The following is a 20,429-nucleotide window of genomic DNA, read 5'->3' as shown; positions in this document are numbered from 1 at the left end:
CTTAAGCAGGTTGGCCAGGCTTTCGTTGCTCACAACTTCTCCCATTCCCAGGGCGTCCGGTGTCTCCCCAGGTCATAGCTCATCAGCCCACGCCCGGCCCTGACAAGGGCTGTGGAAAACTATTGGTGTAGACCTATTTGCGGGCGGTGCGTTCCAGGGCTGTTGAGGGGCCGCCGCGCAGGTCAGGCCGTCACCGGCGCCGGTTCGCCGCGGACCGCGCAGAACCGCCCGGTGGCCTCGTCGAGTACATACGCCTGGGCCTCGCCGACATGGAAATACATGCCGTGCAGGGTGAGCGCGCCCTCGGCCACCCGGCGGGCCACACACGCGTGCGCCCTGAGGTGATCGAGCTGCTGCATGACGTTGACGAGTGCCAGCCGCTCCTGGTCGTCGCTCACCGGCCGCCCGCTCAGGGCGACTTCGCCCCGCCCCAGCCGTCCGATGCGCTGCATACGGGCCAGGCTCGGGCGGCCGTGCCGCAGCCAGCGGACGAGCGGGGTCGGCTCGGCCTCCTCCGGTGCGGGCGAGTCCAGCAGCGCCCCCATGGCCCCGCACCCCGAATGGCCGCACACCGTGACCGAACCGACCTTCAGCACCTCCACCGCGTACTCGATCGCCGCGCCCACGGAGTCGCAGGAGGCGTCCGAGCCGGGCGGCGGCATCAGGTTGCCGACATTGCGCACGGTGAACAGATCTCCCGGCCCACTGGACGTGATCATGCTCGTGACCAGCCGGGAGTCGGCGCAGGTCAGAAACAGCTGGGTGGGCCGCTGGCCCTCGCGCGCCAGCCGGGCCAGTTCCTCGCGGACGAGTGGAGCCGTATGGCGCTGGAACGCGCTGACCCCGCCCAGCAGCTGACTGCCGCTGCTCTGCGGAGCCGCTGCCCGGTCCGGGGCGGGCCGGGTGCAGTGATGGTTGCGCCACGGTGTCCACGGCCGGCAGGAGTGCGCGCCGGCCGGCTCGGCGATCGGCCGGCCCGAGCGGCCGCCGAGCGTCACCCAGCCGCCGTGCGCACGATGGGCGGTGGACCAGGACTGCAGTGCCTCGTAGGCGGCATGATCCATGAACGAGCCGCACAGCTCGACGACGACATCGGTGTGGGCCGGCACCTGCGCCAGCGCCCGGGTCAGCCGCGGCACCGCCAGAAACGTCAACTGCCCGCTGACGCGCACCCGGTAGCCGTCGGCCCCCTCCGTCACCACGACACGGGTGTGGGTCAGCCGGCGCAGCGCCAGGAAGGCCGCGACCGCGATGCCCGTCACCACGCCCTGGAGCACACCGAAGAGGACGACCCCGCCCAAGGTGGCCGCGTACACCGGGAATTCGCGGTGCCGCTGGACGTGCCGGATGTGCGCGAAACTCACCATCCGGACGCCGACGGCCATCACCAGCGCGGCGAGCGCGGCCAGCGGGATCAGCTCCAGCGCCGCGGCCGACAGGCCCGCGCACAGCAGCACCCATACGCCGTGCAGCACGGTGGCCCGGCGGGTGGCCGCGCCGGCCCGCACATTTGCCGAGCCACGGATCGCGCCGCCGGAGACCGGCAGCCCGCCCAGCAGTCCGGAGACGACATTGGCCGTGCCCTGGCCGGCCAGCTCGCGGTTGAGCCGTGCCCGCCCTGTGGGGCGGCCCGGCCGCTCGGCCGCCAGCCGGTCCACGGCCACCGCGGACAGCAGCGACTCCATACTGGCGACGAGGGTGACGGTCAGCACCGCGGCGGCGAGCGCCGGAAGCGAAGCGTCCGGCAGCGCGGGCAGCTCGGGCGGCCGCCAGGAGGGCAGCTCCACGCGCGCCACCGCCGTCCCCGCGCTGACGGCCGTCGCGGCGAGCACGGCGGCCAGTGGGGCCGGCAGCACCCGCGCCCACCGTCCGGCGCGCCCCGGCAGCCGTCCCCAGCCGATGAGCACGATGACGGTGACGGCGCCGATCAGCAGCGCGGCGGCGTGCGGGTGCGCCAACTGGCCGGGCAGCGCGGTGGCGTTGTCGAGGGCCGAGCTGTCGGGGCGGCCGCCGAGCACCACATGGAGCTGTCCGAGGGCGATGGTGACCCCGATGCCGGCCAGCATGCCGTGCACGATCGCCGGGCTGACGGCCAGCGTCGCACGGGCCACGCGCAGTGCGCCCAGGGCGAGTTGGGCGAGCCCGGCCAGCACCGTGACGGCGCAGGTGGCGCGCCAGCCGTACCGCTGGACCAGGTCGGCGGTGACCACCAGGAGGCCGGTTGCCGCGCCGCTCACCTGAAGCGGGGCGCCGCCGAGCAGACCGGCGACGAGGCCGCCGACGGCCGCGGCGACCAGGCCCGCCTGGAGCGGGGCTCCGGTGGCCAGGGCGATGCCCAGCGACAGCGGAACGGCGAGCAGAAAGACGACGACCGAGGCGGAAAGGTCCCGGCGGAGGGCGGCCCGGCCGGCCTTGTCCGTGCGGGGGCCGGACCCGGTGGACACAGGGGGCCCGGGAGGGGCCTCGGGGTGGTGCGGTGTGCGCGGCGGCTGCGGCGGCGGCTTCTCGATCTGCGGCATTCCCGTCTCCTCCGGGGCGACGCGGTCGCGCGGGGCGCGATCGTGGGGCGGCGGTGTACTGCGGCGGGACGTGAGCCGGCCGGTGATCGTGGCCGATGGGCGACGGTCCGGTGACTCTCAAGCATCGGTAAATGAACCGTAATGACAGGTAAAGGCCAGGAGAAGGCTTTTCAGGCATATGCCGTCATCCTTCCTCCTATTGGGTGAATATAATGACTTTTGGCTTGTCATTTAAATCCCTCTTCTTGGTGTATGAGAGCTTGTGCGCGGTTATTCCGATCAATCACTCGGAAGGTGCGCACAGGCACCAGGAACGAGGTGGCTGATGGCAGCCGCAGCAAAGGTGACGGCATCGAAGGTGACGGCGTCCATCGCGACGGCGGTCGCCCTGGCAGCGGTGGCCGGCTGCTCGGCGGCCACCCAGAACGGACCACCGCCGAGCAGCAGAAAGGGGCGGGCGGTGCCCAAGGCCCCGACCCGGACGGTCCGGCTGATCGGCGACGGGTCGACCGCGTACACCGGAGCGCAGCCCCGCCAGCCCCGGCCCCGCCGCCTCAAGCCGGGCAAACGGCCCCCGCAGTTCGTGGTGTTCTCCTGGGACGGCGCGGGCGAGGACGGCCAGAAGCTCTTCTCGCACTTCCGCGCGGTCGGCAAGAAGTACGACGCGGCGATGACGTACTTCCTCAGCGGTGTCTACATGCTGCCCACCGACAACAGGGAGTTGTACGAACCTCCCCGGCACCCGGCCGGCGCCTCGGACATCGGCTTCAACGACGTCCAGGGCGTCAAGGACACCGTGACCCAGATGCGCGCCGCCTGGCTGGAGGGCAACGAGATCGGCACCCACTTCAACGGCCATTTCTGCGGCCCGCACGGCGGCGTCGGCACCTGGTCGCCCGAGGAGTGGATCAGCGAGATCGAGCAGGCCGAGGCGTTCGTGAAGCACTGGAAGACCAACGCGGGCCTCACGGGCGAGCCGCCCCTGCCGTTCGACTACTCCCAGGAGCTGGTCGGCGGCCGCGCACCGTGCCTGGAGGGGCAGCGCAATCTGCTCCCCGCCGCCAAGGAGATGGGCTTCCGCTACGACGCCAGCTCGGCGGGCGGCCGGCAGACCTGGCCGCGGCGGACCGACGGCATCTGGGACTTTCCGCTGCAGGAGATCCCGCTGCCCGGACGCGCCTTCGAGGCCCTCTCGATGGACTACAACTTCATGGCCAACCAGTCCGGCACCACCGAGGGTGACCCCGCGATGTACGCCACCTGGGGCAAGCAGATGCGTGACGGCCTGCTCGCGGCCTTCGAGCGCGCCTACCACGGCAACCGCGCCCCGCTGTTCATCGGCGATCATTTCGAATCCTGGAACGGCGGCACCTACATGAGGGCCGTGGAGGAAGCCATCAAGGACATCTGCCCCCGTAAGGGCGTGCGGTGCGTGAGCTTCAAGCAGCTCACCGACTGGCTGGACGTACAGGACCCGGAGGTGCTGGCGAAGCTGCAGGCGTTGCCGGTGGGCCGGGCGCCGGAGGACGGCTGGGCGGCATATCTCTCCAGCGACTCTCCGGGCCCGTCCGCACCGGCCCCGTCCGTGCCGACGAGCAAGCCGGCCGAACCGGCCGCGCCCGCCCGCGCCGCACGGCAGGTCAAGCGAGCTGTGGGGTAGCCGTCCCTTCGAAAAGCACGAACGAGGGGTCGACCTGGGCCGCCAGGTCGACCCCGGTCTTCGCATTGCCCCAGCTCTCCGCGTTCTTCAGGTGGAAGTGCACCATCTGGCGCGTATAGCGCTCCCAGTCGCGTCGCCCGTAGGCGGCGTCCGCCGTGTGGTGCAGCCCCTCCAGGGCACGGCGGTTGGCCTCCTCCAGGCAGGTGAAGGGGGTTGCGCGGCCCTTTTCCACGGCGCGCACCCAGTCGGAGTGGCCGACGGTCACCAGCAGGTCGTCGCCGACCTCGTCACGCAGGAACGCGAGGTCCTCGGGGCCCTGCACCTTGTTGCCCACGACCTTCAGGGGGACTCCAAAGTCCCGTGTGTACTCCTTGTACTGGCGGTAGACGGCGACGCCCTTACGGGTCGGCTCGGCGACCAGGAAGGTCATGTCGAAGCGGGTGAACATCCCGGACGCGAAGGAGTCGGAACCGGCCGTCATATCGACGACGACATACTCCTCGCGGCCGTCCACGAGGTGGTTGAGGCACAGCTCCACCGCGCCGACCTTGGAGTGGTAGCAGGCCACGCCCAGATCGGACTCGGTGAACGGGCCGGTCGCCATCAGCCGCACCGCGGAGTCGTCGAGCTGGACCGTCCTGGCGCAGGCGTCGTAGACGGGGTTGTCCTCGCCGACCCGCAGCAGCCGTGAGCCCTCGCCGGGCGGGGTGGTCTTGATCATTGACTCGGAGGACGGGATCCGTGGGTTGCTGCCGCGCAAGTAGTCCTTGATCAGCGGGAGGTGGGCGCCCATCGCGGGGAGCGCGGCGGCCTCCGTCTCGTCGAGCCCGAGAGCGGCGCCCAGATGCTGGTTGATGTCGGCATCCACGGCGATCACGCGGAGCCGGGCCACGGCGAGATGCCGGATGAACAGGGAGGACAGGGTGGTTTTGCCGCTGCCGCCCTTGCCTACGAAAGCGATCTTCATGTTCACCAAGGGTAAGTGCGGTATCGCTCTAGGTGAGAGGCCTGCGTGAGGAAGACCACTCCTTCGAGGGGTCGGGCCCGGTGATGCGTAGGGTCGTACCCATGGCTGGAAACTCCCGGGGGACGACCCCCGCACCCCCGAAAGCGAGCGGCGACCCGCTCGCGACCCTGGCCTCGCTCCCGGGGGTCGCCGACTCCGTGGACTCCGTACGCAAGGCCGTCGACCGGGTCTACGGGCACCGGGTCATGCGACGCCGCAGCAACGAGGTGACCTCCGAGGCGGCGTTGCGCGGAGCGCGCGGTTCCGCGGCCCTGTCGGGAGCCGACTGGGCGCTCGAAGAGGTCCGCCGCCGCACCGACTTCGGTGTCGAGGGCGAACCGCGGACGGTTGGCGCGGCGCTGCGGCTGACGGCCGAGGCCGGGCAGCTGCTCAGCGTCTGGCGGCAGTCGCCGCTGCGGGTGCTGGCGCGCCTGCATCTGGTGGCGGCATCGGGCGGGGGGCGCAGTCCGGACGAGGCCGAGCGGCGGCCGGGAGAGCCGGCGGACGAGACGGTGGGACGGCCCCGGCTGGCCGGCGAACCGGTGGACGAACCGCTCATCGAGCTGGCGCTGCCGGACGCCGACGAGGTCGCCGGGCGGCTGGACGGGCTGTCGCGGCTGCTGCTCGCCGGCACCGAGGCGCCGGCCCTGGTGACCGCGGCGGTGGTGCACGGCGAACTGCTCGCCCTGCGGCCGTTCGCCACATGCAACGGGCTGGTGGCGCGGGCCGCGGAGCGGATCGTGCTGATCGGCAGCGGACTGGACCCGAAGTCCATCTGCCCTGCCGAGGTCGGGTACGCCGAACTGGGGCGCGCGGCCTACGTCGCGGCACTGGAAGGCTATGTCTCGGGCACCCCGGAGGGCGTCGCGGCATGGATCGCGCACTGCGGACGTGCGGTGGAACTGGGCGTGCGGGAGAGCGCCGCAGTCTGTGAGGCACTGCAGCGCGGCGCCGCATAAGCGGAGCCGCGGTGGAAGCTTGTGCGACGTTCATGAATTCCTGAAACATTGCGTCATTCGCCCCTGAACAGGGTTGCGGCGGTACCAATGACCGGTACCGCCGCTGGCATGTCCGCCGGGTTACCATGCGTGCTCGAATATGTGCCCATCAGGTCGGAATCTTCGTCCGGATACCTGGTGCGGCTGGCCCGTAATCGACGGGTCGGCGTCGCGTGGGTGCCCGGCATTCATGCATCGGTCCGTGGGCCACTTCCTGCGTTTAAGGTGTTCCTCTCGGATGTCCTTGGTCTCGCGGGCCGTTAAGTCCTTTGTACTACTCGGGCGAGGCAAGCGGAACCCCGCGTTGCAGATCTTTACGTTTGACTTCAAATACGGGCATTACGGGCGGCGCGACCGCTGCGGCCGATAAGGCCAAGACGTGGCTTTGTGGGTTTCCGCCGGCTGGCGTACCAGACCAGCGTCGCGGTGGCCATGGCCGCACCCGCCGCGGCCATGGCGGCGAGCACCGGCCGCGAGGGCATCGACAGTGCCGGCAGCCGCTGCTTGAGCGGTACCGGACGGTTGAAGGAGAGAACCGGCCAGCCGCGCGCGAGCGCCTCGCGGCGCAGCGCCCGGTCCGGATTGACCGCGTAAGGATGGCCGACCGCCGAGAGCATCGGGACATCGGTCGCCGAATCGCTGTACGCATAGCAGCGCTCGAGGTCGTAGCCCTCGGACGCGGCGAGTTCCCGGACGGCCTCCGCCTTGGTCGGGCCGTAGGCGTAATACTCCACCTCTCCGGTGAAACGGCCGTCCTCTCCGACGACCATACGGGTCGCCACCACCCGGTCCGCGCCCAGGAGTTCACCGATCGGCTCGACGACTTCGGCGCCCGAAGTGGAGACGATGACGACGTCCCGTCCCATGGCGTGATGCTCCTCGATGAGTGAGGCCGCCTCGTCGTAAATGATGGGGTCGATCAGATCGTGCAGCGTCTCGGCGACGATCTCCCGCACCTGTGCGACGTCCCAGCCGCGGCACAGCGAGGAGAGATATTCCCGCATGCGCTCCATCTGATCGTGGTCGGCGCCGCCCGCCAGGAACACGAACTGGGCGTACGCGGTGCGCAGTACGGCCCGCCGATTGATCAGGCCGCCTTGGTAGAACGACTTGCTGAAGGTCAGCGTGCTCGACTTTGCAATGACGGTCTTGTCCAAGTCGAAGAACGCGGCAGTACGGGGCGTCGAGTGAGGCACGGAGTGGTTTTCCACGGGGCGAGCATAGGCGCCCACCATTCGGCGTAAGGTGTGGCGCGTGGGTTTGCCTGAGAAGGCTCTCGGGTACACCATGGAAGTCACGGATCGTTCGCGACCGTGCTAACCCGGTCCGGCTCCTCCCCCCCCGAGTCGGCCGTGGGGACGACCCCCGCTCTCCCCCCCGGCGGGGGTCGTCGCATGTCCGGATGCATTTTCCGTCGCCGGACGCCGATCCGTCCCACTCCTTGTCCGAGCTGCGCCCGGGGCCTCGCTGCGCGCATCCCATTACACACCGTAGTTGCCGTGCTGCCCTGAGGAAGACTCTCTTGAGTCCCAGAAGTAGCCGTTCGTCGCTGGAATAGGTGACGGGGATATCCACAGCCGCGGAGTTGTCCACAATTTTGGGTCAAGATCCGCAAGATTTCCCGGATCGCTGCACCGTGAAAGTCCGCGAGTTCGCGGATGTGCGAGTGGTGTAGCGACAGGGGGACAGAACATGGCCGGAACCACGCCATCGGAACGACCGGTCCGAACCAACGAAGAGCGGGGCGGACCGCTGATCATCACCGAGGACGAACGGCTCCTCGACGATCTTCTGCGACTGTGTGCGGCGGCCGGCGCGCTGCCCGAAGTGGCCCACGGCCTGCCGGCCCGTAAAGGGGACTGGGAAGCGCCGCCCCTGGTGATCGTCGGCGGCGACTGCGCGCCCCGGCTGCTCGGCGCCGGACGGCGGCCGGGCGTGATCCTCACGGGCAGGGATCCGGACGACCCGGACCTCTGGCGCCAGGCCGTCGCCCTCGGGGCCGAGAGCGTCCTCGCCCTCCCCGACGGCGAGCGCTGGCTGGCCGACCGGATCGCCGACGCGATCGAGGGCGTCGGGCCCCCGGCCCTGACGGTCGGCGTCATCGGCGGCCGCGGGGGCGCCGGAGCGAGCACTCTGGCAGGCGCGCTGGCCGTCACCGCGGCTCGTACGGGCCGGCGCACCCTGCTCGTCGACGGGGATCCGCTGGGCGGCGGGCTGGACGTCCTGCTGGGCGGCGAGAAGGAAAAGGGGTTGCGCTGGCCCGCCTTCGCCGAATCGCGCGGCCGGGTGGCCTGCCGCGCCCTGGCGGAGTCGCTGCCGCGGCTGCACGCGCTGCGGGTCCTCAGCTGGGACCGGGGCTGCGATGTCACCATCCCGCCCCCGGCCATGCGCGCGGTCATGGCCGCGGCGCGGCGGCGCGGCGGCGTCGTGGTGGTGGACCTGCCGCGCAGGGTCGACGAGGCGGTCGCGGAGGCCTTGGCCCAGGTGGACATGGGCCTGCTGATCGTCCCGACGGAGCTGCGCGCGGTCGCGGCGGCCCAGCGGGTGGCCTCCGGGGTGCAACAGGTGCTCGGTGATCTGCGGGTGGTGGCGCGCGGGGCTCCCGGACGCCACGGGCACGGCCTGCCGCCGGACGATATCGCCCGCCTCATGGAGCTGCCCTTGGCCGGCGAAGTGCCGTGGGAGGCAGGCCTGTTGGCGGATCTTGCGCGCGGCGTGCCACCGGGGGCGCAGCTGCGCGGACCGCTGGCACGGTTCTGCGCGGGGTTCTGGGGGCGGGTGACGGACAGCGGGAGCGAGGACGGCGGGCCGGGATCCGCCGCGCGTCCGGGGCCCGAGCCGGGCGGCGGTCCGGGGCCGGAGACCGGAACGAGGGCCGGTGCGATGCCGTGGCCGGCGACCGGCCCCGTGGTTTCCCGTGCGGCCGTCCGGGGCGGAGGCCGGTCATGAGTCAGGGCCGGGACCTGCTGGAGGCGGTGCGCAGACGGCTCGCCGAGGCCGGGGCGGAGCCCACGCCCGCCCGGGTGGCGGTGGCGCTGCGCGAACAGGGGCGGCTCCTGGGGGATGCCGAAGTGCTGGGCGTGGTGGCCGCGTTGCGGTCGGAGATGGTGGGCAGCGGGCCGCTGGAACCGCTGCTGACCGCCCCCGATGTCACGGACGTCCTGGTCACCGCACCGGACGAGGTATGGGTGGACCGCGGCGGCGGCCTGGAGCGTACCGACGTCCGCTTCCGGGACGCGGCAGAGGTACGCAGACTCGCCCAGCGGCTGGCGGCGGTGGCCGGCCGGCGGCTGGACGATGCCCGTCCATGGGTCGACGCCCGGCTCCCGGACGGCACCCGGCTGCATGCCGTGCTGCCCCCGGTGGCGGTCGCCGGGACCTGTCTGTCGCTGCGGGTGCTGCGGCCGCGGGCCTTCGGCCTCGCGGAGCTGGTGGCGGCCGGCACGGTTCCACCGGGCGGCGACCGGCTGCTCCGGGCGCTGTTGGCGGCCCGGCTGTCGTTCCTCATCAGTGGCGGTACGGGCTCCGGGAAGACCACGTTGCTCAGCACGCTGCTCGGGCTGGCCGGACCGGCCGAGCGGATCGTCCTGGCCGAGGACTCGGCGGAGCTGCGCCCGGACCATCCCCATGTGGTGCGGCTGGAGACCCGGCCTGCCAACCAGGAGGGCGTCGGCCGGGTGACGCTACGGGACCTCGTACGGCAGGCGCTGCGGATGCGCCCGGACCGGCTGGTGGTCGGGGAAGTGCGCGGCCCCGAGGTCACCGACCTGCTGGCGGCGCTCAATACGGGCCATGAGGGCGGCAGCGGCACGGTCCATGCCAACGCCGCATGCGATGTTCCCGCGCGCCTGGAGGCCCTCGGGTCGACGGCCGGGCTGGACCGCGCCGCGCTGCACAGCCAGCTGGCGGCCGCGCTCTCGGTCGTGCTGCATCTCGTGCGGGACCGGTCCGGCCGGCGCCGGATCGCCGAGCTGCATGTGCTGGAGCGGGACCGCGACGGCTTCGTGGTGACCGTGCCGGCGGCCGTCTGGAGTCCGGACGGCTTCCAGGAGGCGCGGGGCTGGGGGCAGTTGCTGCGGCTGTGCGAACGGGGCGGCGGTGGGGGCCGATGAGCGCGGGCGGTGTGGCATTGACGGCCGCGGTGCTCTGCGTGCCGGGCGCGGTGCGGCTGGCAGGCGGCCGGCGGGACGACGTACGGCGGCGGGCCCGCGCGCTGTTCGGGGGCCTGGGAGAAGCGGATCCGGAAGCGGGCCGATGGGCCTGGTTGCGGGGCGTGGGGGTGCGGAAGTGGTGCAGGGGGCGGGTGGTCGAGGGGGAAGCGGGGCGGCGGTGGAGCTTCGGGCGCCGAGGGGAGGTCGGGCGGGAGGTCTGGTGTCTGCCGGCCGGGCTGGTGCTGGGGGTGCTGGGCGGATCCGTGCTCCCGCTGCTCGCCTCTGTGGCGGCCGTCTTCCTTGTGCGGCGGTGGCTGGCCGCCCGCGGAGCGGTGCGTGCGCGGGACCGGCGGGCTGCCGCGGTGATCGGGTGGTGCACGGCGGTGGCGGGGGAGCTGCGGGCCGGGCGGCAGCCCGCCCAGGCCCTGCTCGCCGCGGGGGCGCCTGGCCTCGGAGCGGCCGGCTCGGCGGTGGTGGCGGCGGCGCGGTACGGAGGAGACGTGGCGCAGGCGCTGCGGGCGGCGGCGCGGCTGCCGGGAGCCGAGGGGCTGACCGGCATGGCCGCGTGCTGGCAGGTGGCGGTGGAGGGCGGCGCGGGACTGGCCTCGGGGCTGGAGCGGATCGCGGCCGGACTCAGCGCCCAACGGGATCAACGCGACGACCTACGGGCTCAGCTGGCGGGGCCCCGGGCCACTGCGGTGATGCTCGCCCTGCTGCCGGTGGGCGGGCTCCTGATGGGCAGCGCGCTCGGTGCCGACCCCCTGCGGGTCCTGCTGCACACCCCGGCCGGGTGGGGCTGCCTGGCGGTCGGTGGGCTCCTGGAGTGGTGCGGAGTGGTCTGGACGGCCCGGATCGTCGCGGCCGCGGAAGACGCGTAGGAGGGGATCGGTGTGAGCGCGGAAGTTGTCCACAGGGTGGGGACGGCGGTTGCGGCCATGATGGCGGTGCTGAGTGCGGTGGTGCTGACGCGGGAAGCACGTCGCGGACGAGCCGCGCGGAGGCGGGTGCCCGGTGTGTGGGGCGCCGGACCCGGCCGCTCCGGCCGGGCCGCCCGGAGCGGGACGTCCGCCCGGCTCCGGTGGCGCGGGCGAGCGGCGACGACCAAGCGTGGTGCGCCACGGAACGGGCGGCTCAGGGAATGGGCCGGGCCCCTGGGCGCGGCAGGTCTCATGGTCATCCTCGTCGGCGGCGTGACAGGTGTCCTGGCGGGGCTCGCCGTGGGCTACGGAGCGCATCGCCGGCTGGCGCACCAACGAAGCGCGGAGGCGGCGCGGTTGGCGGCCGCGGAGGTAGGGGCGGCACTGGCACCGGCCGGCGATCTGCTGGCGGCCTGCCTCGCGGCCGGGGCCGGACCGCGGGAATCGGCCGAAGCGGTGGGCCGGTCGCTCGACGGACCGGTTGCCGAGCGGCTGCGCCAGGTGGCGGCGGAACTCCGCCTGGGCGGTGAACCCGCTGTCGTATGGCCACGGCTGGCCGCCCTCCCCGGTGCCGAAGGGCTGGCGCGCTGTATGGAGCGCGCCGGGATATCCGGGGTGCCGGCCGTCGAGTCGGCCTCCCGGACCGCCGCCGAACTCCGTGCGGAGCAGGCCCGAGCGGCGACCGCGCGGGCCCGGCGGGCCGGGGTGCTGGTCACCCTGCCGCTGTCGGTGTGCTTTCTGCCGGCGTTCCTGGCGCTCGGGGTGGCGCCGGTGCTGATCGGCCTGGCAAGCGGACTGCTGGGGCGTAACTGACATGCGGGAGGAGCGAGTTCGAGGGCCGGGGCGAGGAGAACGGTTCGCGGCCGGTGGGTGAAGGCGGTGGCCGGGACCGGCTCACCGGCCGATCACCGGTGGACGGAGCCGGCCACCGGCCATGTCGGAGGCCGGTCAGCAGAGGTCGTTCATCAGAGGTCATGCAAAGGGAGATGGAATGTTTCAGGCTGGAATGTTTCGGCGGTGGTGGGCGGAGCTGCGCGCACTCGGGGCCGACGACCGGGGGATGACCACGGCGGAGTACGCCGTGGGGACGCTCGCGGCGTGCGCCCTGGCGGCGGTGCTCTACAAGGTCGTGACGAGCGGACCGGTGCAGGCGCTGCTCCGGTCGGTGCTCGAGAGGGCGATCAATGTCCAGTTCTGACAGCGGAGCCCCGCGTGCCGGGGCGCAGCGTCCCCGGCCCCCGCGCCCCAGGGCCCGGGGCGCCCCGCGGGACGCCGGGTTCGTGACAGCGGAGGCCGCTGTCGTCCTGCCCGTGCTGGTGGCGGTGGTGGCGGCGCTCATCTGGGGGCTGATGGCGGTCTGCGCCCGTATCGAGTGTGTGGACGCGGCCCGCGCCGGGGCGCGCGCCGCGGCGCGGTCGGAACCGCGGGCGGCGGTGCTCTCGGCGGCGCGGGGGGCGGCTCCACGGGGCGCCCGGGTCGCACTGACGCGGGAGGGCGACCTGGTGCGCGTACGGGTCGAGGCCGGGCTGCCCGGTGTGGGGCAACTGACGGTGAATGTCGGAGGGGAGGCGGTGGCTCTTGCGGAGGAGACGGTGCACCGATGAGGGCTCGGCGACGGTCTGGACGGTCTTCGCGGCGGCGGCGCTGTGCGCGGTCTTCGTGGCCCTGATGGGCGTGGGCCGGGCCGTCACGGCGCGGCACCAAGCGGGTGGCGCCGCGGACCTGGCGGCACTGGCCGCCGCGGATCACGCCCTGCAGGGCCCGGCCCGCGCCTGTGCGGCGGCCCGCCGGGTGGCGGCCGCGCAGCACACCCGGCTGGTGCGCTGCGTGCTGGCCGGCCCGGTCGCCGATGTCTCGGCCGAGGCGGGCCACAGCCCGTTCACCGCCCGGGTACGGGCCCGAGCCGGACCGCCGGGGCACGGTGCCCCGGCGCGGGCCCGGCCGGCCGGGGCTGCCACGCGCCGGCCCCCGTTCACCACACCCGGCGGACACCGCGCCCGGCCCGCCATGGCTGCCACGCCCTGCGCCCGGTCCGCCACAGCTGTGGTGGACCGCGCCCGGTCCGCCACAGCCGGCGCACTCACGGCTACCGCACGCCGCGCCCGGCCCGTGGCAGCACACCCGCTACGCCCCCTGCGGCGCCCCGCGCAAGAGCTCACCCAGCAGCCGGACGGCTCCCCGCTTGTGGAGCGGGTCGTTGCCGTTGCCGCACTTGGGCGACTGGATGCAGGAGGGACAGCCGGCCTCGCATTCGCAGGAGGCGATGGCATCGCGGGTGGCGGTCAGCCATGCGGTGGCCGTACGGAAGGCGCGCTCGGCGAATCCGGCGCCGCCCGGATGGCCGTCGTAGACGAAGACCGTCGGCAGCAGGGTGTCCGGGTGGAGGGGCACGGAGACGCCGCCGATGTCCCAGCGGTCGCAGGTGGCGAACAGCGGCAGCATGCCGATGGAGGCGTGTTCCGCGGCGTGCAGCGCGCCGCCCAGTTGCTCGGGATTGACGCGGGCGGCGTCGAGCTGGTCCTCGGTGACCGTCCACCACACCGCGCGGGTGCGCAGCGTACGGGGCGGCAGGTCGAGCTTGGTCTCGCCCAGGACCTCGCCGGTGATCAGCTTGCGGCGAAGGAAGGAGACGACCTGATTGGTGACCTCGACGGACCCGAAACACAGCCGGGCACCGCCCCAGGGGATCTCGGTCTCGGTCTCGAGGACGGCGATGGCGGTGGTGTCGCGGGCGGTCGTGGAGTACGGCGGGCCGGCCTCCTCGACGAGCGCCACATCGTCGGCCAGATCCAGGTGCTGGACGACATAGGTACGGCCCTGGTGGAGGTGGACCGCGCCGTCGTGGACGGTGGAGTGCGCGGCGGCGGCGTCGACGGTGCCCAGCAGCCGTCCGGTGCCGGCCTCCACGATCTGCACCGGCGAGCCGCCCTGGCCGCGGATGTCGGTGAGGTCGGCGGCCCGCTCGCGGCGCGTCCAGTGCCAGGCCCTGGCGCGCCGGCGCAGCAGGTTCGCGGCCTCCAGCTGCGGCATCAGACCACCGGACGCGGGGCCGAAGAGGGCGAAGTCATCTTCCGTGAGCGGCAGTTCGGCGGCAGCCGCGCACAGGTGGGGGGCGAGCACGTAGGGGTTGTCGGGGTCGAGGACGGTGGACTCGACGGGCTGGTCGAAGAGCGCCTCGGGGTGGTGGACGAGATAGGTGTCCAGCGGGTCGTCGCGGGCCACGAGCACGGCGAGCGCGCCCTGCCCCGAGCGTCCCGCCCGGCCGGCCTGCTGCCACAGGGACGCCCGGGTCCCCGGATAGCCGGCGATGACCACGGCATCCAGACCGGAGACGTCCACGCCCAGTTCGAGCGCGGTGGTGGCGGCCAGACCGAGCAGATCGCCCTTGTGCAGGGCGCGTTCCAGGGCGCGGCGCTCCTCGGGCAGATAGCCGCCCCGGTACGCGGCGACCCGTCCGGGCAGCGAGCGGTCCACCTCCGCGAGCCGCTCCTGTGCGATCAGGGCGATCAGTTCGGCGCCGCGCCGGGAGCGGACGAAGGCAACGGTGCGTACGCCCTGGACGGCGAGGTCGGTGAGCAGATCCGCGGTCTCCGCGGTGGCCGTCCGGCGGACCGGGGCGCCCTGCTCGCCGTGGAGTTCGGTCAGCGGCGGCTCCCAGAGCGCGAAGACCAACTCACCGCGCGGCGAGGTGTCCTCGGTGATTTCCACCACGGGCAGACCGGTGAGCCGCCTCGCGGCCTGCGCCGGCTGCGCGGCCGTGGCGGAGGCGAGCAGAAAGACCGGCTCGGAACCGTACCGGGCGCAGATGCGGCGCAGCCGGCGGATGACCTGCGCGACATGGGAGCCGAAGACGCCGCGGTAGCTGTGGCATTCATCGATGACGACATAGCGCAGCGCACGCAGGAAGGAGGACCAGCGGGGGTGCGCCGGCAGGATGCCGCGATGCAGCATGTCGGGGTTGGTCAGCACGTAGTTGCCGTACTGGCGGACCCACTCGCGCTCCTCGACGGGGGTGTCCCCGTCGTAGACCGCGGGCCGCACGGCCGTGCCCAGCGGGGCGGCCAGTTCGCGTACGGCACGCCGCTGATCGGCCGCCAGCGCCTTCGTAGGGGCCAGATACAGAGCTGTGGCGCCCCTCCCGTTCGGGGCCTCGGAGCCGTCCAGGAGCGTGGAGAGGACCGGCGCGAGATACGCCAGGGACTTCCCCGAGGCGGTGCCGGTGGCGACGACGACCGACTCGCCGCGCAGTGCGTGTTCGGATGTCCGTGCCTGGTGGGCCCAGGGACGATCGATTCCGGCCGAACGGATGGCACCGATCACTTCCGGCCGGATCTGTTCCGGCCAGTCGGCATGGCTGCCGATGCGCGGGGGCAAGTGCTCCGTATGAGTGATGCGCGCAGCGCGGGTCGCGCCCCGGGCGAGACGTTCGAGAATCATGCCTGGGGAAGGGCGCGCGCCCGCATCCGGCGGGACTGGAATGGAGGCCATCGGCATCGAGTGTGTCACCGGAGTGACGGACAATGCTCAAAGGGCGTCGTGCACGCCTGCCGGTAAGTGATTGAATGCCATCGCGGCTGCCAGATCCGCCCCTACCGTCGGTGGGGAGGCCCCAGGGGGGCGACCGCTCGATAGCAAGGTGCTGGAGGATCCGTGGACCTGTCCCTGTCGACCCGGACCGTTGGCGACCGTACGGTCGTCGAGGTCGGTGGCGAGATTGATGTATACACCGCGCCCAAGCTGCGGGAGCAGCTGGTCGAGCTTGTGAACGACGGAAGCTACCACCTCGTGGTGGACATGGAACGTGTCGACTTCCTGGACTCCACTGGGCTCGGCGTGCTGGTCGGCGGACTCAAGCGGGTGCGCGCCCATGAGGGCTCGCTGCGCCTGGTCTGCAACCAGGAGCGCATTCTCAAAATCTTCCGTATCACCGGACTGACCAAGGTGTTCCCGATTCACACCTCGGTCGACGAAGCCGTCGCAGCCACTGACTGACGGCTTCACCGGTCCCCCGGGCCATCGGGCGCGGGGGGAGGAAGCAGTGGGGGGTTCCGGACACGGTGTCCGGCCCCCTGCGTCGCACGCCCGCAAAACGAGGGGGATGGCATGGCCACCGTCGAACTTCGCTTCAGCGCCCTTCCCGAGCACGTCCGCACCGCCCGTCTGGTCGCGGCTGCCGTGGCACGGCGCGCCGGGGTGGACGAGGCCGTGCTGGACGAGGTGCGGCTCGCCGTCGGTGAGGCGTGCAGCCGGGCCGTGGGGCTGCACGAGAGCCATGACATCGCGGAGCCCGTCCGCGTCCTGCTGATCGAGGACGAGAAGAAGTTCTCGATCGAGGTGGGCGACGGCGTGTCCGGCGACTCCGGCAGCGCCGGGGCGGGGGGCGACGAGACCGGGGGCGCCGCGGAGAGCGACGCCGACGGCGAGGACGAAATGGGCCTCGCCGTGATCAGCGGACTGGTCGACGATGTCGAGGTGACCGCCGGCAAGGACGGCGGGCTGATCCGCATGACCTGGCCCACCGCGACGGCTGCGGTCCTGCCGTAGCGCCCGGGTGGCGCGCCTGCGGGGAACGCCCTGGAGGCCGGCTCACGTCCGTAGGCAGTAGGGCGTGCACGGCCTGCTGCCTGCTGCCCTAGTCCATCCCTCGGTCGGCCGCCCCGCCACCGTCGATCATGCGCTGACCGGGCTTTCGCGCCCCGTACGGCATCCGGCATCCACCATCCGGCCGGCCGGTTTTTCTTGATCTTGTCCGTCGGCTCTCCGGTGCGGCGGGACCCGTCCCCGTGCTGATGGCGGGACCCGTCCCCGTGCTGACGCCGGGATCGGTCCACGCGCTGGTGACGGGGCCGGTCCACGCGCTGGTGTGCAGAGCGACGCCGTCCCGTGGGCGGCGGCTGCTCCGTGCGCCTCCCTGCCGTACCGCGAGCGGGCTCCCTCTGCGCCCGACAGGTCCCGCGACCGCGACACGAGCGCGCCATCGGGACGAGCGCGCCGTCGGCCCGAGCGCGCCATCAGGATGCCCGACGCAGGAGACCCGCGGCAGCCGCCCGTCCCGGCCCGTCCCGGCCCGCCCCGGCCCCGCCCCGGCCCCGTCCCGGCCCGTCCCAGCCCCGTTCCGGCTCCCCGCCCCAGTCCCCGCCTCGGCTCTGCTCCCCCGCTCCACCCCCGCTCCAGCCCCGCTCCGCCCCCGGCCTGATGCGTTGCGATCCGGACTCGATCTGACGGCCCCTCATCGGGCGTGGGGGAGCGGTCCGGCCGCCGTGGGTCACCCGTTCGGCCGTAGACGGGCGGATCAATTCTCTCCGGCGTCACGCAGGTCTCCACCGTCTCGGATTCCGAGGCGGTGTCCTTGAGCAGCGACGATCAGTTTGCGATCAAAGGACGATCAGTACGACAGAGAGATCATCGGGTGGTGGTCAGCGAATTCGTCGCATTCCTTCGTCCGGGCGAATTGCATGCGGCGTGAGCCTTTTGATCTTCGCTGCTGTCGGCGAATTCCCTTTGACGCGTACTGTTTTGATCAACCGCGGCTCCCTACAATCCGTCCACATCTTGCTCAGGACGCCTGAGCGTGCTTCCGCGCGCCCATGTGCCAAACGTCAAGGAGGACGAATGGCGGGGCCTTACACCCCTCAGTTGCTTGACACCCCCACTTTTCTGGCCGGGCCCTCGCTCACGGCGGGTAATCGCGGCATCGTGCTGGTGATCGCCGTGGTCGCCCTGGCGGCGCTGGCCGTCGCGGCGGTGCTGGTCCGCCAAGTGCTCGCGGCCGGTGAGGGAACCGACAGTATGAAGAAGATCGCGGCGGCCGTGCAGGAAGGCGCAAATGCCTACCTGGCACGGCAGTTGCGGACCCTCGGCGTATTCGCCGTCGTGGTGTTCTTCCTGCTCATGCTGCTGCCCGCGGACAATTGGACGCAGCGCGCCGGACGCAGCGCCTTCTTCTTGATCGGCGCCGGATTCTCCGCGGCCACCGGCTATATCGGCATGTGGCTCGCCGTACGCAGCAATGTGCGTGTGGCGGCAGCGGCTCGGGAAGCCACTCCGGCCGAGGGGGACACCGGGAAAAAGGATCTTACGGCTGTCTCGCACAAGGCAATGAAGATCGCATTCCGTACCGGTGGCGTCGTCGGCATGTTCACCGTGGGGCTGGGCCTGCTCGGCGCGTCCTGCGTGGTGCTCGTGTACGCGGTCGACGCGCCCAAGGTGCTGGAGGGATTCGGTCTCGGGGCCGCGCTGATCGCGATGTTCATGAGGGTCGGCGGCGGCATCTTCACGAAGGCCGCTGACGTCGGCGCCGACCTCGTCGGCAAGGTCGAGCAGGGCATCCCCGAGGACGACCCGCGCAACGCCGCGACCATCGCGGACAACGTGGGCGACAACGTCGGTGACTGTGCCGGTATGGCGGCCGACCTCTTCGAGTCGTACGCGGTGACCCTGGTCGCCGCCCTCATCCTGGGCATGGCGGCCTTCGGTGACGCCGGACTCGCCTTCCCGCTGCTGGTCCCGGCGATCGGGGTGCTCACCGCGATGGTCGGCATCTTCGTCGTCGCGCCCCGGCGCAACGACCGCAGCGGTATGACGGCGATCAACCGTGGATTCTTCATCTCCGCGGGTATCTCGCTGGTGCTGGTGGCCGTCGCGGTGTTCACCTACCTGCCGTCCCGCTACCAGGACCTGACCGGCGTCACCGACGCCGAGGTGCTGGGCCGCAGCGGCGACCCGCGGATGCTGGCGCTGGTGGCGGTCGCCATCGGCATCGTGCTGGCCGCACTGATCCAGCAGCTGACCGGCTACTTCACCGAGACGAGTCGCCGGCCTGTGCGCGACATCGGGAAGACCTCGCTGACCGGCCCGGCCACGGTCATCCTCTCCGGCATCTCGCTCGGTCTGGAGTCGGCCGTCTACTCGGCGGTGCTGATCGGCCTGGCGGTGTACGGGGCGTACCTGCTGGGCGGCGCCTCGATCATTCTGGCGCTGTTCGCGGTGGCGCTGGCCGGCACCGGCCTGCTGACCACCGTCGGCGTGATCGTGGCGATGGACACCTTCGGCCCGGTCTCCGACAACGCGCAGGGCATCGCCGAGATGTCCGGCGATGTCACCGGTGACGGCGCGCAGGTGCTGACCGACCTGGACGCGGTCGGCAACACCACCAAGGCCATCACCAAGGGCATCGCCATCGCGACGGCCGTACTGGCCGCGGCCGCGCTCTTCGGCTCATACCGGGACGCGATCGCCACCGCCGTACGGGACATCGGCAGCGCGGCCGCCGGCATGGGGCTCAGCCTGGACATCTCGCAGCCCAACAACCTGGTCGGGCTGATCCTCGGTGCCTCGGTGGTCTTCCTGTTCTCCGGGCTGGCGATCAACGCGGTGTCGCGGTCGGCGGGCGCGGTGGTCTTCGAGGTGCGCCGGCAGTTCCGCGAGCATCCCGGGATCATGGACTACACCGAGCAGCCCGAGTACGGGCGGGTCGTCGACATCTGCACCAAGGACGCGCTGCGTGAGCTGGCCACGCCCGGACTGCTGGCGGTGCTCACCCCGATCGCGGTCGGCTTCTCGCTCGGCGTCGGCGCGCTCGGCTCGTTCCTGGCGGGTGCGATCGGCACCGGCACCCTGATGGCGGTCTTCCTCGCCAACTCCGGTGGCGCGTGGGACAACGCCAAGAAACTCGTCGAGGACGGCCATCACGGCGGCAAGGGCAGCGAGGCACACGCCGCGACGGTCATCGGCGACACCGTCGGCGACCCGTTCAAGGACACCGCGGGACCGGCCATCAACCCGCTGCTGAAGGTCATGAACCTGGTGGCGCTGCTGATCGCGCCCGCTGTGGTGAAGTTCTCATACGGCCAGGACAAGAGCACCGGGGTACGGATCGTGGTCGCGGTGCTGGCGATCGCCGTCATCGTCGGTGCGGTCTACATCTCCAAGAGGCGCGGAATCGCCGTAGGTGACGAAGGCAACTCCGAAGACCCGGAAAGCATCACCAAGTCAGCCAAGACGGTGGTGGCGTCCTAGCCGGAAACGACCTCCGGAAGGGCTCGTGGACCGCTCAACTGGGCGGGTGGACGGCGCATTTTGCAGGCGCCGGCCACCCGCCTTCCGCGTGCCCGGGTGGCCCTGCGGTCCTTGGTGCAAATGGCTGCAATGAGGGCGGGGCCGGATGCCCGACCGGTGG

At 72.1% G+C, this 20,429-nt stretch carries 15 protein-coding genes and 1 pseudogene; 12 read left to right on the top strand and 4 right to left on the bottom strand.

The window, feature by feature from the left end; genetic code table 11:
* Window positions 1-182: 182 nt before the first annotated feature.
* Window positions 183-2,519 carry a SulP family inorganic anion transporter gene (locus ACWGJY_RS03500; RefSeq protein WP_453259121.1) on the bottom strand — a complete coding sequence of 779 codons (2,337 nt, stop codon included), beginning with the start codon at window positions 2,517-2,519 and terminating at the stop codon, window positions 183-185.
* A gap of 325 nt (window positions 2,520-2,844) precedes the next feature.
* On the opposite strand from ACWGJY_RS03500, the gene ACWGJY_RS03495 reads away from it, so the two are divergent.
* The gene (locus ACWGJY_RS03495; protein WP_453259120.1) at window positions 2,845-4,179 is read left to right on the top strand and encodes a hypothetical protein; all 1,335 of its coding nucleotides are present in this window, start codon (window positions 2,845-2,847) and stop codon (window positions 4,177-4,179) included.
* Here the strand turns inward: ACWGJY_RS03495 and ACWGJY_RS03490 are convergent.
* Entirely contained in the window at window positions 4,160-5,146 is a 987-nt protein-coding gene (locus ACWGJY_RS03490; protein ID WP_453259119.1) for an ATP-binding protein, read from the bottom strand. The two genes, ACWGJY_RS03495 and ACWGJY_RS03490, sit on opposite strands and share 20 nt — an antisense overlap.
* A gap of 101 nt (window positions 5,147-5,247) precedes the next feature.
* Here ACWGJY_RS03490 and ACWGJY_RS03485 point away from each other — a divergent pair, with 101 nt between their 5' ends.
* Window positions 5,248-6,144: an oxidoreductase gene (locus ACWGJY_RS03485; protein ID WP_453259118.1), complete on the top strand. Its 897-nt coding sequence runs from the start codon at window positions 5,248-5,250 to the stop codon at window positions 6,142-6,144.
* Window positions 6,145-6,509: 365 nt separating this feature from the next.
* On the opposite strand, the gene ACWGJY_RS03480 is transcribed toward ACWGJY_RS03485, so the two are convergent.
* A complete protein-coding gene (locus ACWGJY_RS03480; RefSeq protein ID WP_453259117.1) occupies window positions 6,510-7,418 on the bottom strand; it encodes an HAD family hydrolase in 909 nt (302 codons plus the stop codon).
* A gap of 457 nt (window positions 7,419-7,875) precedes the next feature.
* Here ACWGJY_RS03480 and ssd point away from each other — a divergent pair, with 457 nt between their 5' ends.
* From ssd to ACWGJY_RS03445, 7 genes and pseudogenes are all read left to right on the top strand, one after another.
* Window positions 7,876-9,132, top strand: coding sequence for a septum site-determining protein Ssd (gene ssd / locus ACWGJY_RS03475; RefSeq protein WP_453259116.1), 1,257 nt, complete (start codon window positions 7,876-7,878; stop codon window positions 9,130-9,132).
* Window positions 9,129-10,295, top strand: a complete 1,167-nt coding sequence (locus ACWGJY_RS03470) for a TadA family conjugal transfer-associated ATPase (RefSeq protein ID WP_453259115.1) — start codon at window positions 9,129-9,131, stop codon at window positions 10,293-10,295. Before ssd ends, ACWGJY_RS03470 begins: the two co-directional genes overlap by 4 nt.
* Window positions 10,292-11,212, top strand: coding sequence for a type II secretion system F family protein (locus ACWGJY_RS03465; RefSeq protein WP_453259114.1), 921 nt, complete (start codon window positions 10,292-10,294; stop codon window positions 11,210-11,212). The genes ACWGJY_RS03470 and ACWGJY_RS03465 overlap by 4 nt, the downstream gene beginning before the upstream one ends.
* 312 nt (window positions 11,213-11,524) lie before the next feature.
* Window positions 11,525-12,064 carry a type II secretion system F family protein gene (locus ACWGJY_RS03460; protein WP_453259113.1) on the top strand — a complete coding sequence of 180 codons (540 nt, stop codon included), beginning with the start codon at window positions 11,525-11,527 and terminating at the stop codon, window positions 12,062-12,064.
* Window positions 12,065-12,242: 178 nt separating this feature from the next.
* The gene (locus tag ACWGJY_RS03455; protein ID WP_453259112.1) at window positions 12,243-12,449 is read left to right on the top strand and encodes a DUF4244 domain-containing protein; all 207 of its coding nucleotides are present in this window, start codon (window positions 12,243-12,245) and stop codon (window positions 12,447-12,449) included.
* Window positions 12,436-12,855 (top strand): TadE family type IV pilus minor pilin, encoded by a 420-nt coding sequence (locus ACWGJY_RS03450; RefSeq protein ID WP_453259111.1) that lies wholly within the window; start codon window positions 12,436-12,438, stop codon window positions 12,853-12,855. Before ACWGJY_RS03455 ends, ACWGJY_RS03450 begins: the two co-directional genes overlap by 14 nt.
* A pseudogene (locus tag ACWGJY_RS03445) lies at window positions 12,806-13,102 on the top strand (Rv3654c family TadE-like protein); the annotation flags it as partial. The gene ACWGJY_RS03450 and the pseudogene ACWGJY_RS03445, both read left to right, overlap by 50 nt.
* Before the next feature lie 273 nt (window positions 13,103-13,375).
* On the opposite strand, the gene ACWGJY_RS03440 reads toward ACWGJY_RS03445, so the two are convergent.
* The gene (locus ACWGJY_RS03440) at window positions 13,376-15,745 is read right to left on the bottom strand and encodes a DEAD/DEAH box helicase (protein WP_453259221.1); all 2,370 of its coding nucleotides are present in this window, start codon (window positions 15,743-15,745) and stop codon (window positions 13,376-13,378) included.
* Between the two features lie 156 nt (window positions 15,746-15,901).
* Here ACWGJY_RS03440 and bldG point away from each other — a divergent pair, with 156 nt between their 5' ends.
* From bldG to ACWGJY_RS03425, 3 genes are all read left to right on the top strand, one after another.
* The gene (gene bldG / locus ACWGJY_RS03435; protein ID WP_004571875.1) at window positions 15,902-16,243 is read left to right on the top strand and encodes an anti-sigma factor antagonist BldG; all 342 of its coding nucleotides are present in this window, start codon (window positions 15,902-15,904) and stop codon (window positions 16,241-16,243) included.
* Window positions 16,244-16,354: 111 nt separating this feature from the next.
* Entirely contained in the window at window positions 16,355-16,795 is a 441-nt protein-coding gene (locus ACWGJY_RS03430; RefSeq protein ID WP_453259110.1) for an ATP-binding protein, read from the top strand.
* A gap of 1,068 nt (window positions 16,796-17,863) precedes the next feature.
* Complete coding sequence (locus tag ACWGJY_RS03425; protein ID WP_453259109.1) at window positions 17,864-20,269, top strand: sodium-translocating pyrophosphatase; 2,406 nt, start codon at window positions 17,864-17,866, stop codon at window positions 20,267-20,269.
* Window positions 20,270-20,429 lie beyond the last annotated feature (160 nt).

Source organism: Streptomyces sp. NPDC054765 (assembly GCF_053612065.1).
This window is presented reverse-complemented; position numbering and strand designations above follow the sequence as displayed.

Coding starts and splice junctions, on each gene's coding strand:
- ACWGJY_RS03490 (WP_453259119.1), bottom strand. CDS start 5,146: ATGAAGATCGCTTTCGTAGGCAAGGGCGGCAGCGGCAAAACCACCCTG.
- ACWGJY_RS03500 (WP_453259121.1), bottom strand. CDS start 2,519: ATGCCGCAGATCGAGAAGCCGCCGCCGCAGCCGCCGCGCACACCGCAC.
- ssd (WP_453259116.1), top strand. CDS start 7,876: ATGGCCGGAACCACGCCATCGGAACGACCGGTCCGAACCAACGAAGAG.
- ACWGJY_RS03425 (WP_453259109.1), top strand. CDS start 17,864: ATGGCGGGGCCTTACACCCCTCAGTTGCTTGACACCCCCACTTTTCTG.
- ACWGJY_RS03450 (WP_453259111.1), top strand. CDS start 12,436: ATGTCCAGTTCTGACAGCGGAGCCCCGCGTGCCGGGGCGCAGCGTCCC.
- ACWGJY_RS03455 (WP_453259112.1), top strand. CDS start 12,243: ATGTTTCAGGCTGGAATGTTTCGGCGGTGGTGGGCGGAGCTGCGCGCA.
- ACWGJY_RS03465 (WP_453259114.1), top strand. CDS start 10,292: ATGAGCGCGGGCGGTGTGGCATTGACGGCCGCGGTGCTCTGCGTGCCG.
- ACWGJY_RS03470 (WP_453259115.1), top strand. CDS start 9,129: ATGAGTCAGGGCCGGGACCTGCTGGAGGCGGTGCGCAGACGGCTCGCC.
- ACWGJY_RS03430 (WP_453259110.1), top strand. CDS start 16,355: ATGGCCACCGTCGAACTTCGCTTCAGCGCCCTTCCCGAGCACGTCCGC.
- ACWGJY_RS03495 (WP_453259120.1), top strand. CDS start 2,845: ATGGCAGCCGCAGCAAAGGTGACGGCATCGAAGGTGACGGCGTCCATC.
- ACWGJY_RS03480 (WP_453259117.1), bottom strand. CDS start 7,418: ATGGTGGGCGCCTATGCTCGCCCCGTGGAAAACCACTCCGTGCCTCAC.
- ACWGJY_RS03440 (WP_453259221.1), bottom strand. CDS start 15,745: ATGCCGATGGCCTCCATTCCAGTCCCGCCGGATGCGGGCGCGCGCCCT.
- ACWGJY_RS03485 (WP_453259118.1), top strand. CDS start 5,248: ATGGCTGGAAACTCCCGGGGGACGACCCCCGCACCCCCGAAAGCGAGC.